The organism is Bradyrhizobium sp. LA6.8 (assembly GCF_040547935.1).
Classification (GTDB): Bacteria; Pseudomonadota; Alphaproteobacteria; order Rhizobiales; family Xanthobacteraceae; genus Bradyrhizobium; species Bradyrhizobium barranii.
On record NZ_JBEPQQ010000003.1, the window covers coordinates 494787 to 510257 of the forward strand.

The 15471-nt window shown below is 64.7% G+C and carries 14 protein-coding genes and 2 riboswitches; of the genes, 2 read left to right on the plus strand and 12 right to left on the minus strand.

Going from position 1 to position 15471, the window contains the following annotated elements:
• Positions 1-21 precede the first annotated feature (21 nt).
• Positions 22-239: riboswitch (cobalamin riboswitch) on the minus strand.
• Positions 240-626: 387 nt separating this feature from the next.
• Genes ABIA90_RS15995 through ABIA90_RS16010 form a run of 4 tightly spaced genes read right to left on the minus strand, consistent with a single transcriptional unit; the run spans position 627 to position 4463 of the window.
• The gene (locus ABIA90_RS15995) at positions 627-1076 is read right to left on the minus strand and encodes a nuclear transport factor 2 family protein (RefSeq protein ID WP_354118110.1); all 450 of its coding nucleotides are present in this window, start codon (positions 1074-1076) and stop codon (positions 627-629) included.
• Between the two features lies 1 nt (position 1077).
• Positions 1078-1857: an RraA family protein gene (locus tag ABIA90_RS16000; RefSeq protein ID WP_354118109.1), complete on the minus strand. Its 780-nt coding sequence runs from the start codon at positions 1855-1857 to the stop codon at positions 1078-1080.
• A gap of 12 nt (positions 1858-1869) precedes the next feature.
• Positions 1870-3063 carry an L-talarate/galactarate dehydratase gene (locus ABIA90_RS16005; protein WP_063983097.1) on the minus strand — a complete coding sequence of 398 codons (1194 nt, stop codon included), beginning with the start codon at positions 3061-3063 and terminating at the stop codon, positions 1870-1872.
• Positions 3064-3101: 38 nt separating this feature from the next.
• Positions 3102-4463 carry an MFS transporter gene (locus tag ABIA90_RS16010; protein ID WP_354118108.1) on the minus strand — a complete coding sequence of 454 codons (1362 nt, stop codon included), beginning with the start codon at positions 4461-4463 and terminating at the stop codon, positions 3102-3104.
• Positions 4464-4619: 156 nt separating this feature from the next.
• On the opposite strand from ABIA90_RS16010, the gene ABIA90_RS16015 reads away from it, so the two are divergent.
• The gene (locus ABIA90_RS16015) at positions 4620-5504 is read left to right on the plus strand and encodes a LysR family transcriptional regulator (RefSeq protein ID WP_247342727.1); all 885 of its coding nucleotides are present in this window, start codon (positions 4620-4622) and stop codon (positions 5502-5504) included.
• An 84-nt stretch (positions 5505-5588) separates the two neighbouring features.
• Here ABIA90_RS16015 and ABIA90_RS16020 read toward each other — a convergent pair whose 3' ends face one another.
• The 8 genes from ABIA90_RS16020 to ABIA90_RS16055 form a co-directional block, all read right to left on the minus strand.
• Positions 5589-6167, minus strand: a complete 579-nt coding sequence (locus ABIA90_RS16020) for a hypothetical protein (RefSeq protein ID WP_354118107.1) — start codon at positions 6165-6167, stop codon at positions 5589-5591.
• 61 nt (positions 6168-6228) lie between these two features.
• Positions 6229-7239: a DUF6925 family protein gene (locus ABIA90_RS16025; RefSeq protein ID WP_354118106.1), complete on the minus strand. Its 1011-nt coding sequence runs from the start codon at positions 7237-7239 to the stop codon at positions 6229-6231.
• Between the two features lie 71 nt (positions 7240-7310).
• A complete protein-coding gene (locus ABIA90_RS16030) occupies positions 7311-9428 on the minus strand; it encodes a TonB-dependent receptor plug domain-containing protein (protein ID WP_354118105.1) in 2118 nt (705 codons plus the stop codon).
• 114 nt (positions 9429-9542) lie between these two features.
• Positions 9543-9756, minus strand: a riboswitch (cobalamin riboswitch).
• 75 nt (positions 9757-9831) lie between these two features.
• Positions 9832-10053, minus strand: a complete 222-nt coding sequence (locus tag ABIA90_RS16035; RefSeq protein WP_354118104.1) for a hypothetical protein — start codon at positions 10051-10053, stop codon at positions 9832-9834.
• Positions 10054-10170: 117 nt separating this feature from the next.
• The gene (locus ABIA90_RS16040) at positions 10171-10428 is read right to left on the minus strand and encodes a hypothetical protein (protein ID WP_071913574.1); all 258 of its coding nucleotides are present in this window, start codon (positions 10426-10428) and stop codon (positions 10171-10173) included.
• A 102-nt stretch (positions 10429-10530) separates the two neighbouring features.
• Entirely contained in the window at positions 10531-10743 is a 213-nt protein-coding gene (locus ABIA90_RS16045) for a hypothetical protein (protein WP_063983092.1), read from the minus strand.
• A 152-nt stretch (positions 10744-10895) separates the two neighbouring features.
• Positions 10896-11072, minus strand: coding sequence for a hypothetical protein (locus ABIA90_RS16050; RefSeq protein WP_166341944.1), 177 nt, complete (start codon positions 11070-11072; stop codon positions 10896-10898).
• Between the two features lie 126 nt (positions 11073-11198).
• Positions 11199-12935 carry an adenylate/guanylate cyclase domain-containing protein gene (locus tag ABIA90_RS16055; protein ID WP_063983091.1) on the minus strand — a complete coding sequence of 579 codons (1737 nt, stop codon included), beginning with the start codon at positions 12933-12935 and terminating at the stop codon, positions 11199-11201.
• Positions 12936-13260: 325 nt separating this feature from the next.
• On the opposite strand from ABIA90_RS16055, the gene ABIA90_RS16060 reads away from it, so the two are divergent.
• A complete protein-coding gene (locus tag ABIA90_RS16060) occupies positions 13261-15447 on the plus strand; it encodes a lytic transglycosylase domain-containing protein (RefSeq protein ID WP_354118103.1) in 2187 nt (728 codons plus the stop codon).
• Positions 15448-15471: the final 24 nt, after the last annotated feature.

The window sequence follows — 15471 nt, forward strand, 5'->3', positions numbered from 1 at the left end:
CCGCCGGACACCCCGCCCGTGGACGTTCAGATTGTCGCGGCAGGTCTCCTGGCTCGCAGGTCGTCGCCCACTTCCCGTCTTCCCGGTGCGAAAGGCACCAGTGACGATTGTTCGGAAGCAGCTCGCTGCTGACAGTTGCGGGGGCAGCGCCGGAATTCCACGCTCTCGCGCGGTTCACCGGCTTCCCTCTTAGCCACTAAATCTTGCGATCCAGCGGAACCGTGACGCCCACATGTGGTGACATATGCAGCCGGGTGTCAACGATTCGTTGCGGGTCATGAGCCCTGTTCCCTGTGGAATGCGGGAATTCGCACTTGGATCGCTCTTCAGCCTGGCGCGCTGCGTGACCCACGGCCCGATTGCAGGATCACACAGCCCGGCGCGACGCTGCCGCTGCATGTCGCCTCGCAGCTGTTCACCAGCGACGCCACTGTCGCTTCCAGCACACGCAGCTCCGCAATTTTCGCCCTGATCGCACCGAGGTGCTTCGCCGCAAAGGTCCTCGTTTCGCTACACGGGGCGCATCGCTGGCCGGCGAGCCAGACCGCGCTGGTCAGCCCGATGCGCGTCACCATGACGGCGGTGAAGGCGCCCTCGCCGCTAAGGAACGGCGTGGCCGCCCGACGCTATTCGGACGAAAGGTGATAGCCGCGATCGCGATAGTCGAAATCGACGAGCTCGCAGATCCGGGCCGAGGGATCGGCGGGCGCCGCATAATAAGCCCTGATCTCCTTGATGCGTCCGCTCGCCCCTTCGAACGCGTACCATTCGTCGCCGCGAAGCGCCGTGCCCTGCTTGCGCTTCCAGTGCGTCCATTCGATCACGGCTTCCGGCGACGCCGACGAGCAAAGAATCTTTTCGATCGTCCATTGCGACCCGAGATTCTCGACGCACCAGATCCATTTGCGCGCGATGGTATCGGCGCCACGCCATGGAATGTCCGGCAAGCCGGGCGGGAAGTAGTGAACCGCGTCCGCCGTGAAGCAGGCCATCAAGGCATCGTAGTCGGCGGCGTTGCAGGCGTCGAAATAGCGACGGATCGTCGCCTCCATGGCGGCGGGCGATGTCTTGCTCATGTCAGGCTCCCGCCCGGATCGTCGTGGCCCGCGCCGGATCCGCACCGGCCTTTTTCCAGGCCTCAAAGTCGGCGCGCACGGCGAGTGTGGGCGGATAGACGCCGTAGAGCGGCTCGCCGGCACTGATACGATACGACAGGTACTTCTCGAGCTGGTCCCGCCTCTCGCAGAGGTCGGCCATTTCGGCGGCCAAATGCCGTGGCACGACCGTGATACCGTCACCGTCACCGACGATGATGTCGCCCGGGTAGACCGCCACGTCGGCGCAGGCGATCGGAATATTCAGATCCGCGACGCGATGATACGACAACCGCGTCGATGCCGTGACCTGCCGGGCATAGGCGGGGAAATCGAGCCGCGCCAGCTCCTGGCCGTCACGAAACGCGCCATCAGTGACAATGGCCGCGGCGCCCCGCACCTTCATCCGCGTCGGCAGCATAGCGCCCGCGGAGGCCGCGCGCGGATCGTTACGGCTGTCGATCACCAGGACATGGCCGGGCGGGATGCTCTCGACCGCTTCCCACTGCAAATTGTCCGCGTTCGGATACGGCGTGAGCGTCTCTATAGTATCGAGATCCTCTCGCGCCGGGATCATCCGCATGGTGAAAGCTTCACCGGCGAAGCGGACCGCGTCCTTGTTCATCGGCACCAGCCCGACCAGAAAGCACTGGCGCAGGCCCTTCTTGAACAGCTCGGTGGTCAGCGAACCCGAGGAGACATCCTTCAGCCGGCGGATGACAGACGGATCCAGGGGACTAAGCTTCGTCTTTGGTTCGTACATGGCCATCCTCCCTCAGCGGCGCTTTCCGACTTCGTGGACGTCACGGGCCCAGGCGCGCGCCTGCTCCGACAGGCTGAAGCCGAGGCCCGGCCGGTTCGGCACGATCATGCGGCCGTTCACGACCTCGAGCTTTTCGTTGAACATCGCCTCCGACCACTCGAAATGCTCGACCCAGGGCTCCCTGGCATAGGCCGCGGTCAGGTGCAGATGGATCTCCATGCAATAGTGCGGCGCGAGCTGGAGCTTCTTGTGGTCGGCGAGCGCGAGGATCTTGAGGAACGGCGTGATGCCGCCGACGCGCGGCGCATCCGGCTGGATGAAATCGACCGAATTGTTGCGGATCAGCTCGTAATGCTCGTCGATGCTGGTCAACATCTCGCCGGTCGCAATCGGGGTCGCAAGCTCGGCTGCCAGCGCCGCATGACCTTCGTAGTCGTATGCGTCGAGCGGCTCCTCGATCCAGGTCAGGTTGAATTGCTCGGCGATGCGGCCGAAGCGCAGCGCCGTGGTGCGGTCCCATTGCTGGTTGGCGTCGATCGCCAGCGGAACGTCGCCGATATGGTTGCGAACCGCCTCGATGCGTTTGAGGTCAACCATCGGGTCGGGCTGGCCGACCTTCAGCTTGATGGCGCCAATGCCCCTGTCGAGCGCCATGCTGACGCGCTCCTTCACCTCCTCGATCGGCATCGAAAGGTATCCGCCGGAGGTGTTGTAGCAACGAACGGAATCGCGATGGGCGCCGAGCAGCTTTGCCAGCGGCAGCTTGGCGCGCTTGGCCTTGAGATCCCACAGCGCGATGTCGAAGGCGGCGATGGCCTGCGTGGACATGCCGCTGCGGCCGACCGAGGCGCCGGCCCAGACGAGCTTGTCCCACAGACGCGCGATGTCGCTCGGATCCTCGCCGATCAGCTCGCCGGCGATCTCCCTGGCGTGCGCAAACTGCCCCGGACCACCGGCACGCTTCGAATAGCTGTAGCCGATGCCGCTGTGGCCGTTCTCGGTCTCGATCTCGGCAAACAGGAAGGCGATCTCGGTGAGGGGTTTTTGCCGGCCGGTGAGAACCTTGGCATCGCTGATCGCCTGGGCGAGCGGCAGGAAGACGAGCGACGTCCTCACCCATGCGATCCGGTCCGTCGTCGCTTCCCCGGCTGCGAGCCCTGCCGCGAGCGGGTTGGCGATAATGCGCGTGTTGATCTGGTAGTTCATGGCTTTCTCCTATCGAGGTGGATTTGCGGGAAATGATGTCATTCGGCAGCGACCGGCGCGGAGCGGATCAGCCCGCTGCCTTCGCGAATGACGAGACGCTCGATGGGCCCGACGATGACCCAGTAACAGAGCACGGCCAGCAGCCCATGCAGGCCGACATACAGCAGCGCTCCGTTGAACGATCCGGTGGCGGAGAGGATGTAGCCGATCGCAACAGGCGTCACGATTCCGGCGGTGTTGCCGACGGCGTTAAAGACGCCGCCAGTGAGTCCGATCACCTCCTTGGGCGCGGTGTCGGCGACGACCGTCCAGCCGAGCGAGCCAAAACCCTTGCCGAAAAAGGCCGCGCTCATCAGCACGGTGATCAGGACCGTGGAGTCCGTGTAGTTGCAGCCGATGATCAGCACCGTCATGACGAGGCCGATCGTGATCGGGGTCTTGCGCGCGAAGCTGAGCGAACCGGTGCGCTTGAACAGCCAGTCGGTGAAAAAGCCTGTCGTAACGCCGCCGACGAAACCGCAGATGGCGGGGATGGTCGCGATCAGGCTCGCATCGAGCACCGACAGGCCGCGGTCCTTGACGAGGTAGGTCGGAAACCAGGACACGAAGAACCAGGTGATGGACGAGATGCCGTATTGCGCCAGGAAGATGCCGACCAGCATGCGGCTCCTGAACAGCTCGGCGAGGTCAGACCAGCGCGGCCCCTGCGCCGCAGCGGCGGCAGACGATGCCCCGCCGAGTTCGACCAGCGCGCCTCCGGCACGCAGATGATCGAGCTCTGCGGCTCCAATTTTGGGATGACGACTCGGCGGGTAGTAGGCGACGGCCCAGAGCGCCGCGAACAGGAAGCCCAGCACGCCCATCACGCCAAAAATGTGCTCCCAGCCGAAGCGGTGATCGAGGAAGCCCATCAGCGGCGTGAAGAGGACGAGCGAGACATATTGGGCGCTGTTGAAAATGGCGCCCGCGACGCCGCGCTCCGCGGACGGAAACCACGCCGCGATGATACGCCCGGCCGCGGGGCCGACAGGCGACTCGAAGACACCGAGCGTGAAGCGCAGGATCAGCATCACCAGGAACGGGTAGCTGGCCCAGCCGACGCAGCTCATCAGGAAGGTGACGAGCGACCACAGGATCAATCCGCCCAAAATGGTCTGCTTCGCACCGAGCCGATCCGCGATCCAGCCAGCGGGAAGATGCGCAAGTACATAGGCCCACGCGAACGCCGAAAACATCCAGCCGAGCTCGACCGGCGTGATGCCGAGCGCCTTCGACATGTTCGGCCCGGCGATCGATAGCGTCGCCCGGTCGCCGCTGCTGAGCGCGAGCAGGATGGTGATCAATGCCAGGGTGACGAAACGATAATGCGTCCGTGCGGACGGCTTCTGCTCCGTGGCCACGCTGCTCCCCTTCTTTCCCGATTTTGTTTGCCCGGCCGCCTTCGGCGACCGTGGATGTCCGGAACGCCAGCGACGACCGGACGCGAGAAAGCTAGATCAGCGATCAATTCAGGTCTAAACTCATTTTTGGATTTAATTGATCCAGAAAAGGTATCAATGATCGAGTTCGGACAGGTACGCGCGTTCGTGGCGGTGGCCGATGAGCTGAATTTCGGTCGTGCCGCCAAGCGGCTGAATATGACGCAGCCGCCGCTCAGCCGGCAGATCCAGATCCTGGAGGCAACGCTCGCCGTCAAGCTGCTCGAGCGCACCAGCCGATCGGTCAGGCTGACCGCGGCCGGACGCGCCTTCCTGAGCGAGGCCCGCACGATGCTTCAGCAGCGCGAGCATGCGGTCAAAGCCGCCCGGCAAGCCGCGTCGCTCGCTGGTGGAGCGCTGTCTATCGGGTTCGTCGGCGCGACGACGTACGGCTATTTACCCTGGCTCGCAACGCGAGTTCGCGATGAACTGCCGGATATCGAGATCACCTTTGAGGAGCTGACGTCGCGCCAGCAGCTCGATGCACTGAGGTCGGGCCGGATCGATCTCGGATTGGTTCGGCCGATCGAGACGGAGAAGCCAATTAGAAGCGCGAGCGTCTTCCGTGAAGGGCTTGCCCTTGCGCTGCCGCTTGACCATCCGCTCGCGGTGCGACGCCGGCCGGAGCTGTCGCATCTCGAGGGCCAGCCCTTCATCATGTATTCGTCGGGCGGTCCATATATGCGCGCGCTCTTGACGGCGGCGTTCGACGCCAATGGCATCCGGCCCCAGGTCGTGCAATCGATGAGTCAGGCACAGGCAATCCTGTCGCTGGTCAGCGCAGGTCTCGGCCTTGCGATCGTCCCGGACGAAACACGCAACGCCTGTTTCGACAACGTCGTGTTTCGCCCGATCAGGCTCGGACCGTCGGTCTTCGCCGAGCTCCATGCGATCTGGCGCAGCGACAACCGCAACACCGCCCTGCCTCGGCTGCGCGAACTTGCGTTCCGGACCGCACGCTGAGCGCAGCCTGAAGCGCGGTGCCCTGCGGTGGTGGGGCAAAGTCCGGTCATCGCAACGACCGGACCTGGAGACTCCGGAGGCGTCCTACGCGTTCCGTATCGCGCGCCCGAACGGATCGACCAGGCGGACGATCTCGCAGGCGGCGACGAGGCCGGCGAGCCAGACGGCGCTGGTCAGCCCGATGCGCGTCACGATGGCCGCAGTGAACGCGCCCTCTCCGCCAAGGAACGGCGTCGCGGCAAGCAGCGCGAGCTCATAGGCGGCGTAGGCGGCGACGAGCGCGATGGCCAGCATCAGCGGCGTGCGGCCCTGCGGCAGCAGGCGGAGAACGGTCGATGCCGCTGCCGTCGACAGCAACGCGGCAGCACCGATGACAAAGCCCCAGGCGATGGTGCTGCCATCGATGGGATAGTGCAGCACGCCGAAGCCGATGGTCTGGTTCACGAGCCAGGCGCCGGTGACGACGAGCAGCGCCGGACGCATCGGCAGCATCGCGGCGGCGACGACGGCGAACGCCGCAAACGGCGTCGCGCAGGCAAGCGCGAAGCTCGCGAGCGCGCATGACACCGTCAGCAGCGCAAAGCAGAACATCGGCGCGAGACGCGACGCGACCGGATGAAGGCGGAAACGGTCGGCGTGGGGCGGCAGGATGGTGACAGTCATGGAACGATCTCCTTGTGGGATTTGTAGCACAATTTTGCTGGAACGCGGCATCACGTCTGACTTAGTGAAGAGCCTCCATGGGATCTTCAGTCTCGGCTGGATCGCGCCGGTCGTAGGCGGCAAGCCAGGCGGCGAGTGTCGCGGTGTGCGGCTCCATGGCCGCCAATTGGCGCAAGGCCACGCGAACGGTGGCGCGCGCCGTGCGATCGGGCGGAAGCGTCGCCATCTCAGGTCCCCGCCCCTTCGCGACCGCTTCGACCACGGCCCTCTTGCACGCCGTCAGCTCCGGCAGCCCATAGAGTTCGAGCAGCGCCTGGAAGGCTGTGTGATGATCCGGCCGAAAAGCGCGCTTGCGGCCGAGCTGAACGCGGAGCGGATGGGCCGGATAGAGATGCGCGCAGGGGATCCACCCCTCAGGCAGCGGCTCGGTGGCGGCATGGGTGCGGCGATGCGCGAGCAGCTTTGGCAGGACGTGGGTGTGCGGGCCGTCAGGGCTTCGCCCGCCCGGCGGCGGGATCGGCTGGAATACCTCGGCGCGCCCGATGCGGCTGATGAAGACGCGGTGCGGATTGGCGGCCAGAATGATCCGCATGGCGTCGCTTTCGGGCGCGAACGCGGATTGGCCCGTGCGGCTCCTGAGCGCGGCGACGGCATCGGCATCGCTGACGCGGATGCAGGCGTCGATCTGCAACGTTCCGAGGCCAAGGTCGAACAGGATGCCGCTGCGATCCCTCGTCAGGAGCGCCTCGACATCCGGACCGAGCTCGGTCAACACGGTACGACCACTCATGGCGCTGGCTTCATGCGGAAGACACAGCGCGATGCGGTGGCTCCAGCTCTCCGTGGTCGGCGATTCCGATGCGATCAGGCGCAGATCCGGGTGGGAGACAACGCGTATCCCACCCATCTGCGTCACGGCGCTGATCCCGTTGCGAGACTGCTCCATATCGAAGGCCTCACCGGGCTCGCGTGTGAACTCGGCAATGGCACCGAACGTGCCGACGCTCCAGCCGGCCTCAGCGTCGGCAAGCTGGCTTGCGATCAGGTCCATGAGCGGATCAGCCGTCGTCATGAGGCTTCTCTCTCTCTCTCTCTCTCTCTCTCTCTCTCTCTCTCTCTCTCTCTCTCTCTCTCTCTCTCTCGCTATCTGACGTCGTAATTCGCCAGGCGAATGCCGCCATAGACGCCCAGTCCCGGCTGCAGAAAGCCGGTCGGATTTTGATAGTGCACATTGGCGAGATTATCGACCCGGTCGAACACCTTCACCTGGTCGGTGACCAGATATTCGGCTGCGACGTTGACGACAGTGTAGGCCGGAGCCAGCAGACGCAGAATGCTGAAGTCGCGGTTACCATCGACGAAACTCCCGACGTGCAACACGGTTGCGGACAATGTGAGCGGGTCGATCGGATTCCAGATGACATTTGCGCTCCACTTCTCCTTCGGACGCCTCAGCAGCTCCAGTCCGGCCGTCGCATCCACCGCGCGGGTAAAAGTGTAGTCGGCACGAACGCGAAGCCGGTCCGTGATCGCAGCCGCGACGAAGCTCTCCGTGCCCTCCGTGATCGCCTTGCCGATATTGGTGTTGGTGCTCGTGAATGTCACGGGATCGAACGTGCTCTGGATCAGGTCCGTGATGTTGTTGCGGAAGTAGGTCGACCCGAAGCGAACGCGATCGCCAAACAAGGGTTGCTCGAAGCCGGCGTCGTATCCGACGCTTTCCTCGGGCCTGAGGTTGGGATTTGCAAAGAAGAAGAACGCGGGAAAGCTGACGTAAAGCTGGTTGAGCGTTGGCGCCTTGAACCCCGTGCCGTAGCTTCCCTTGAACTTCATATCCGTGACCGGCACGATCACGGCAGACGCCAGACGAAAGGTCGGATGTTCCCCAAACCGCTCGTTATCGTCCTGCCGGACGTTGGCCGTGAAGAAGACGCGATCCCGGAACTGGGACTGCAGCTCCATATATCCGGCCTTGTTGACGTTTTGCGCCGAGACCGTCGCCGTTTGCAGTGTTTCGGTCTCATGCTCCGCACCAATGATGACATTGTTGTTGGGCGCGAGCTGGGTCGTGGTGTGCCAATCATACTTGACGCGGTCGCCGGTCGTGATCGTGGCCATCGCGTTGCCGGGCGAGATGTTGTAGTTCCAGTGATTGGTGTAGTTGACGCCGAAATAGCTTTTCATCCGGTCGTCGAGAGCGGACCAGACCGCCTCCCCGCGCGTGAAGAGCTGGTGCACCGTCTGCGTGCTTTGCGCGGCCGCGGGAAAGCTCGCGGATGTGACGGGATCGAAGGTGTCTCCGGTAAAGCGCAGGGTGGCGTCGGTGTACCGCGCGACGCCGTTGAGCGTCATGTTTTCGCTCAATTCGGCGCCAAGCTTCGTCGAATAGGTCATGTTGTCGTAATAGTTGCCGATCGCCTTCTGCCCCGGCGGGAGCAATTCGACCGGCGTCACAGGCACGTCGTTCGCGTGGAAATGCGCGACGTTGAAGGCATAGTTGAAGTGGTCCTGTGAACCGCTCAGACCTGCAGTTTGATTGAACGCTCCGAACGAGCCTCCCTCGACCGAGCCGGTGGCGCGGGCGGGACCGTCGCCCTTCTTCGTCACGATGGAGATCACGCCACCCAGCGCGTCTGCGCCGTAGAGACCGCCCTGCGGACCGCGCAGGACTTCGATCTGCTGAATGTCGGAGGTGAGCAACTGGCCGAAATCAAACGAACGGTTCGGGTTGCTGGGATCGCTGACATCGATGCCGTCGATCAGGACCTTGGTGTGGTTGGAATTCGTTCCGCGCATGAAGATCGACGTCTGTCCGCCCGGACCGCCGGTCTGCACGAGGTTCAGGCCAGGAACCGCGCTCAGCGCATCGGATGCGGTCCGGCGCTGATCGCGCTCGATGTCTCTGGCGGTCAGAACCGTCACCGAGCTCGCAACCAGATTGGTCGGAGTGACAACGCCCGTCGGACTGACGACGACCGTCGGAAACAGGTTGGCCGCGGATACCCCGGCAACCGGGGGCGACGCCGGCACCGGCCCGGGCTTCGGCAGCCGAGCGACGCGCCGCTGCTCGGGCTGGTCGGGCGCAGGCCGCGCGGCTCGCGGCTTGGCCGGACGCTCGGTCGGCGCGACCTCGACCGGCGGCAGCAGATCGGGCGATGCCGACTGCTGGGCCTGGGCCATGGTCAGATCGAGCGAATACAGGGAAACGAACGCGACAACGCCGGCGCGGAAGCGCCTGGCGGCAAAGACAATACGGGACACTCTTGTAACCTCGGTATGACGTCAGTGGCACGTCACAGCGAACGAGGTTTCACGGCGGAGCGTTCGATTGCTCCGGTGAAGCTAATGTCTGTACTCCCCGACCGACATCTTCGCGTGTGACCACGGCTGACGGCAGGTCTCCTGGCTCGCGGGTCGTTACCTTACGTCGCCTTCCCAGGACCGAGATTCCCAGTGGCATATGACGAAAGATTCACCGCTTACAGTTGCGGGGGCAGCCGTGGCGTTGAGAATATCCCGGTATCGGGAAAACCTCGCACCACGTTCCCTTTTGATCTCCGTGAGGAGAACCGTCACCGGCCAATCTACGGGGCGGGCAAGCGAAGAGTCAATCGGCCGGTTGCATCACGGTCAGAGCGCCGCACCGGAGATTGAGCCGGCGCAATCAGGCCGGCTCCCGCTCCGAACGCGTCCTGATCATCGCCCGCTCGCCGGCATCGACGAGCTGGCCGATGCCGGTGCGGCCTGTGAGCGCGCAGCGGATGATGTTCTCGGCAACGGACCTGCGAAAGCAATGGTCCTCTCCGACCGGGCGATTGCGGCAGACCCGATCCAGCGCCAGCTTCATGTTGATCCGGGTGCGGGTGTCGAAATGCTCGTTGATCATTCGCAGGGCCTCGATGCGTTGATGTCGGAGCGGAAACGCGTCGGCGTAGGCCGGGTTCCAAAAACGGACCGCGCAAGGCGTTGACTACGCCCCCCTCTTGGTCCTGTGACGGGCGGGCTACGCCCGCCCTCTTGGCCGCTGGGCCTGAGCCCAGGCCGCGGTGACGTCGCGCAGCGGAGCGTCGATGCGCCGGATCGGGGTCAGCTCACCGGAGGCCGAGATGATGGCGGTCTCCTCGCGGCGACAGCGCGGGCATACGAAGCGGACCTCGTGCGGCGACGCCGACCAGCTCGAACGTTTGACGTTGGCCGCCATCGGCCATGCATCGCAATGCGAGCACGACACCAGGAACCGACCGGGATCGAGCATACCCATTCCATAGGACTCCGCGTCCTGCCTGCCGCTTCAATGACTAACCCATGTGAATCGTTCCGGTGCCCGAGCACCCTCAGCGCTAGCTCCAGCCAGCGCCGCCGCTCAGTGGGCACCCTTGAGGGTGCATGACGTGGTGCAGGTGACGGTGTTGCCGTGGTCGCACGCCTTGCAGGCGGCAACGCACTGGTTCATGTCGCGGGGATTGTAGGAGCTGTAGTTCCGCATCGCACAGACCGGGGTCGAGCCGGTGATGTCCTGCTCCTGGTTGCAGGCGGCCGTCATGAGCGCGAAGATGAGGACTGCGAGAAGGCGCATGGGATTGCCCTGGTGAGGAGCGGCAAAGCGACGTCAGCGAGATGCGCTGCACCGCAACGGACCTCGGCATTCCCAATGCGAGCAATCATGATCGCGACGCTCGCATCCTCAAAGGATGCGCGCCAAACATTAAGAACGGATTGCAGGCGGCGTCAGGCCGCGGCCTTGGTCGCGATCGCCTTCCGCATATCCACCGCCAGCTGACGATACTGCTCCGAGAGTCTCAGATAGAACTCGCGCTTGGTGCTGTCGGTGGCGAGCTTGGCAATCAGCTCGCATTCGGCGGTGAGCGTCTCGAACCGTTCCAGCCTGTCATGAAGTTCTGTCATCGGCGTGTCCCCATCAAACGCCACAAGGGACGTCAAACCTAAGCCTGAGAAATAGGTCACGGCGAACATCGTTATCGAGTAGAAACGTTTTTTCCAGCAAGGGCGGTGCCGGCCCGGCAAGGACGGCTATTTCTGCTCCAGCCGCCAGGCGCCATCCCAAGCTGCGTCCGGCGGATTGGCCTCGAACTGCGCGATGCGGCCGAGCAGCGTGCGCGAGGGACCGTCGCCGGGCACGGCTTCGAGCGCTGCATTGAACGCGGCGCGAGCCTCGTCGAAGCGCTGCGCGCGGTAGGCGGCGAGGCCTTCGGCGTAGCGCGCGCGCAGGCTCTCCTGCGGGACGCTGAGCCCGTGCGCCTTGCTCATCACCTCGAAAATGGCCTGCGATGCGCTTTGGCCGGCCACCGCCAGACGATCGATCTCGCGCAGCTCGAGGTTCGAGCCGATCGCGTCCGCCGTCGCCTGCGCGATCAGGATCCGCGTGCCGTAGATCTTGTTGACCAGTTCGAGCCGCGAAGCGAGGTTCACGGCATCGCCCATCACGGTGAAGCTCATCATCAGCTCGGAGCCGATGCTGCCGGTCAGGACCTCGCCGGTGGCAATCCCGATGCGCAGATCGCAAGGGCCTGGCATGGCGCGGATGCCGAGCAGGTCAGGCAATTGCTTCTGCAACGCCGGCACCTCATCGGCCATGTCGATGGCGGCGTAGCAGGCGAACAGCGCCGGCTCGTCCTCCTCAATGAAAGGAGGGCCCCAATAGGCCATGATGGCATCGCCGATATATTTGTCGATGACGCCGCGATGGCTCCGGATCGGCGCGGACATCACCGTGAAATAGTGGTTCATGACCTTGACGAGGCCGCGCGGGGTCATGCCCTCGCTCATCGAGGTGAAGCCGCTCATGTCGGAGAACATGATGGTCATCACCCGGCGCTGGCCGTCGATGGCGACCTCCGGGCGGTCGATCAGCCCCTGCGCCACCTTGGGATCGATATAGCGGCCAAAGGTCTCACGGATCCGCTCGTTGTGCCGCAGCTGCTCGATCATGCGATTGAAGGCGGCGGCGAGTTCGCCGATCTCGTCCTGGGTCGAGACCGTGATGGTCTTGTCGAAGCGGCCCGCCTCGACCTCGCGGGTGCCGGCGAGCAACAGCCGCACCGGTCGCGTGATGCCACTGGAGACGAGGAGCGCGAAAGCAAATCCGACCACCGCCGCGAGGATGGTGACGATGCCCGAAATGATCATCGCCTGGCGCTGGCGACCGATCACTGTCGCCGTACTGGCGAAGACCTGCTTCAGCATGTCGGCGCGGATCGCGTCGATCTTCTGGTTGAACTGGTCGCGTATGGTGTCGAGATGCTCCAGGGTCCCGCGCGCCTCCGTCATCTGCTTGCCTTCGACCTGCTTGAGGAGTTTTGCGTGGTCCTCATTCATGTCGTGACGCAGCTCGGTGAGAGCGGTTTCGATGCGGGTCTCGATCCGCGCCAGCCCGGCATTGTCGGAAGGCGTCCTCTTGTCGTCGATGATCGCGTTGATGTGCGTGCGCGCGGCCTCGCCTTCCTCGTCGATCTTCCGATCGGCCTCCTCGAATTCGCGCAGGCGCGCCGCATAGGCCTCCTCCTCCGAGGGGGCCTGCATCTTCATCATGACCATCCGCCGCAGCGCCACCGAGCGCTCCAGCGAGCGGATGTTGGCGCGCGCCAGATGGCCGTAGGCCGGAATGTAGCGATCGGTCAGCTCGTCGAGCAGGACACCGACCTGGCTCGACATCACCATCGAAAGAATCGCGGTGACCAGCATCAGGACGATCAATCCGAGGGCGATCCCGACGATCTTGCGCCTGATCGACTGGTTGAAAAGTGGCATGAGCGGTGGGGGTAAGAGCTGAAAGGACCGGTTGGGAACTCAATACACCGGTTTTGGCGGCGGGAACACGCGCAATCTGGCCCTCGCGACGCCCCTGACCGCGCGCAACCGTCGCGCGAGCCCCATTCGTTAACAAAGGTTGAAGGCATTACCTTTCCGCCATTTCGGAAGTTCCCGAGTTCCCATCGGTATTTTGCCGCATTGTTGAAGGAGCGTGAGGACTGCGAAACGATGTCGTGGCATCGTTTTGGGTGTCGTCTTTGATTCTCAAGCCGCATGTCGTCGCGGACCTTGGTTTGTAGTGGTTTCGCAGGGGGACCATCGAATGAACCAGTGCCTACGCTCGCTCGCGTGTGTCGTTGCCGTGGCCGCATTGGCCCTTCTTCCTGCCGAGCTGGCAGCGAAGAGCAGTCACAAATCGTCGGCGTCAAAGAAAACGCATGAGACGAAAGCCGGCGGCAAGCAGCGTCACGCTGCCGCGAAGTCGCGCCACGGTAAGCATGCCGACGCCAAGCGCAAGTCCAAGAAGGACGACGAGCCCTCGGACAAGCCGGCGCCGCCGCCGCTCACCGGCGACCTCGCCGCGCTGAAGGACGCCATCGATCTCGCGCGCAAGGGCAAGACCGACGATGCGAGCGCGGCGCGCGACCGCATTGCCGACCCGGCCGGACAGAAGCTCGCCGACTGGTTCATGCTGCGCCATTCCGAGAGCACGGCACCTTTCAAGCGCTACGCCGCCTTCCTCGCCGCCAATCCGGACTGGCCGAGCAGCGCCCTGCTCCGCCGCCGCGCCGAAGCGCGGCTGTGGCAGGAGAAGAGCGACGCGGCGACCGTGCACAAGTTCACGATAGACCGGCCGACCAGCGCCAAGGGCAAGTTCGCGCTCGCCCGCGTGCTCCTGAGTGAAGGCGACAATGACAGGGCTACGCGCCTGGTGCGCGAGGCCTGGCGCACGGACGAATTGTCCGAGCGCAGCGAGGAGGATTCCTACGAGGCGTTCCGCGATCTCCTGACCGCTGACGATCATCGCGCCCGCATGGACAAGCGCCTCGGCGCCAAGGACTACGCCGCCGCAAGGCGCGCGGCCAAGCGGCTTGGCGAAGATGCGCTCGCGATCGTCAAGGCCTGCTCGGCGGTCACCGGCAAGGCCAACAAGGCCAAGGATTATCTCGAGGACGTCTCGACCGAGGCGCGCCGCGATCTCGGCTATGTCCTGTGCCGCGCGCAGTGGCATCTCCAGAACGACCGCATCGACGACGCCGCCGAGGTGATCCTCGCGGCCGCGCCCGACACGATGGCGGCCCAGGACACCGATGCCTGGTGGCGCGAGCGGCGCCTGCTCGCGCGAAAGCTGCTCGACCAAGGCAAGTTCAAGACCGCCTACGACGTGGTGCGCGCGGCGGCGGTGCCCGCGATGGAAGTCTATCGCGTCGACTACCACTTCATGTGCGGCTGGATCGCGCTGCGCTATCTCGACGATCCCAAGGCGGCCATGGTGCATTTCGCCGCGATCGACGAGGGCTCGGCCAATCCGATCGCGCTGTCGCGGGCGCATTACTGGCGCGGCCGCGCGGCCGAGGCGATGGGGGCGACGGCGGATGCGCGCATGAGCTATCAGGCCGCCGCGCGCTATCCGACCGCCTATTACGGCCAGCTCGCACGCGCCAGGCTCGGCCTCGACGGGATCGAGCTGCGCTCGCCCTCGCCCGTGCTGGCCGTGGCCGACACACAGCCCGCGGACGAGCGCGTCCGCGCCGCTGAGATGCTCTACGGCGTCGGCGAGCGCGACATGGTGTTCTATTACGCCGAGGATTTTGCCAAGGAGAGCACCGACGTCGCAGCGCTGGAAGCGCTCGGCGAGCTCGCCGGCCGGCGCAACGATGCGCGCGTGATGCTGGAGGTCGGCAAGTCGGCGCTGGCCCGCGGGCTTGCGCTCGACCATTACGCCTTCCCGACCATCGGCATTCCCGAGCACAAGCAGGTCGCGCCCGCAATCGAGACCAGCGTGATCTATTCGGTGGCGCGCACCGAAAGCTCGTTCGACCAGCGCGACAAGTCTGCCGCCAACGCGGTCGGGCTGATGCAGGTGACCCCGGAGGCGGGCCGCGATACCGCAAGACGCTTTGGCCTGACCTATGACTGGGACAGGATGGTGTCCGATCCCGTCTACAACACGCAGATGGGCGCGGCCGAGCTCAGCGCGCTGCTGTCGGAATATCGCGGCGACCAGATCATGACCTTCGCGGGCTACAATGCCGGCCGCGGCCGGGTGCGCGAATGGGTGCAGGCGCGCGGCGACCCGCGCGACCCCAAGGTCGATCCGGTCGACTGGGTCGAGCGCATCCCGCTGTCGGAGACGCGCAACTACGTCCAGCGCGTGATGGAGAATGTGCTGGTCTACCGCGCCCGGTTCGAGGGCAGCGGCACAGCCACGGCGAAGTCCGAGCAACGCGTCACGACGCACGAAGTCAGCGCGGCACCCACGGCAGCGGCCGCAGCCGCCGCGCCCTAGCTTCGCAACGCCGGGGCTGGACGC

Bases quoted from the DNA above. Each gene is read 5' to 3' on its own strand.
- ABIA90_RS15995 (WP_354118110.1), bottom strand. From the start codon at position 1,076: ATGAGCAAGACATCGCCCGCCGCCATGGAGGCGACGATCCGTCGCTAT.
- ABIA90_RS16000 (WP_354118109.1), bottom strand. From the start codon at position 1,857: ATGTACGAACCAAAGACGAAGCTTAGTCCCCTGGATCCGTCTGTCATC.
- ABIA90_RS16005 (WP_063983097.1), bottom strand. From the start codon at position 3,063: ATGAACTACCAGATCAACACGCGCATTATCGCCAACCCGCTCGCGGCA.
- ABIA90_RS16015 (WP_247342727.1), top strand. From the start codon at position 4,620: ATGATCGAGTTCGGACAGGTACGCGCGTTCGTGGCGGTGGCCGATGAG.
- ABIA90_RS16020 (WP_354118107.1), bottom strand. From the start codon at position 6,167: ATGACTGTCACCATCCTGCCGCCCCACGCCGACCGTTTCCGCCTTCAT.
- ABIA90_RS16025 (WP_354118106.1), bottom strand. From the start codon at position 7,239: ATGACGACGGCTGATCCGCTCATGGACCTGATCGCAAGCCAGCTTGCC.
- ABIA90_RS16035 (WP_354118104.1), bottom strand. From the start codon at position 10,053: ATGATCAACGAGCATTTCGACACCCGCACCCGGATCAACATGAAGCTG.
- ABIA90_RS16040 (WP_071913574.1), bottom strand. From the start codon at position 10,428: ATGGGTATGCTCGATCCCGGTCGGTTCCTGGTGTCGTGCTCGCATTGC.
- ABIA90_RS16045 (WP_063983092.1), bottom strand. From the start codon at position 10,743: ATGCGCCTTCTCGCAGTCCTCATCTTCGCGCTCATGACGGCCGCCTGC.
- ABIA90_RS16050 (WP_166341944.1), bottom strand. From the start codon at position 11,072: ATGACAGAACTTCATGACAGGCTGGAACGGTTCGAGACGCTCACCGCC.
- ABIA90_RS16055 (WP_063983091.1), bottom strand. From the start codon at position 12,935: ATGCCACTTTTCAACCAGTCGATCAGGCGCAAGATCGTCGGGATCGCC.
- ABIA90_RS16060 (WP_354118103.1), top strand. From the start codon at position 13,261: ATGAACCAGTGCCTACGCTCGCTCGCGTGTGTCGTTGCCGTGGCCGCA.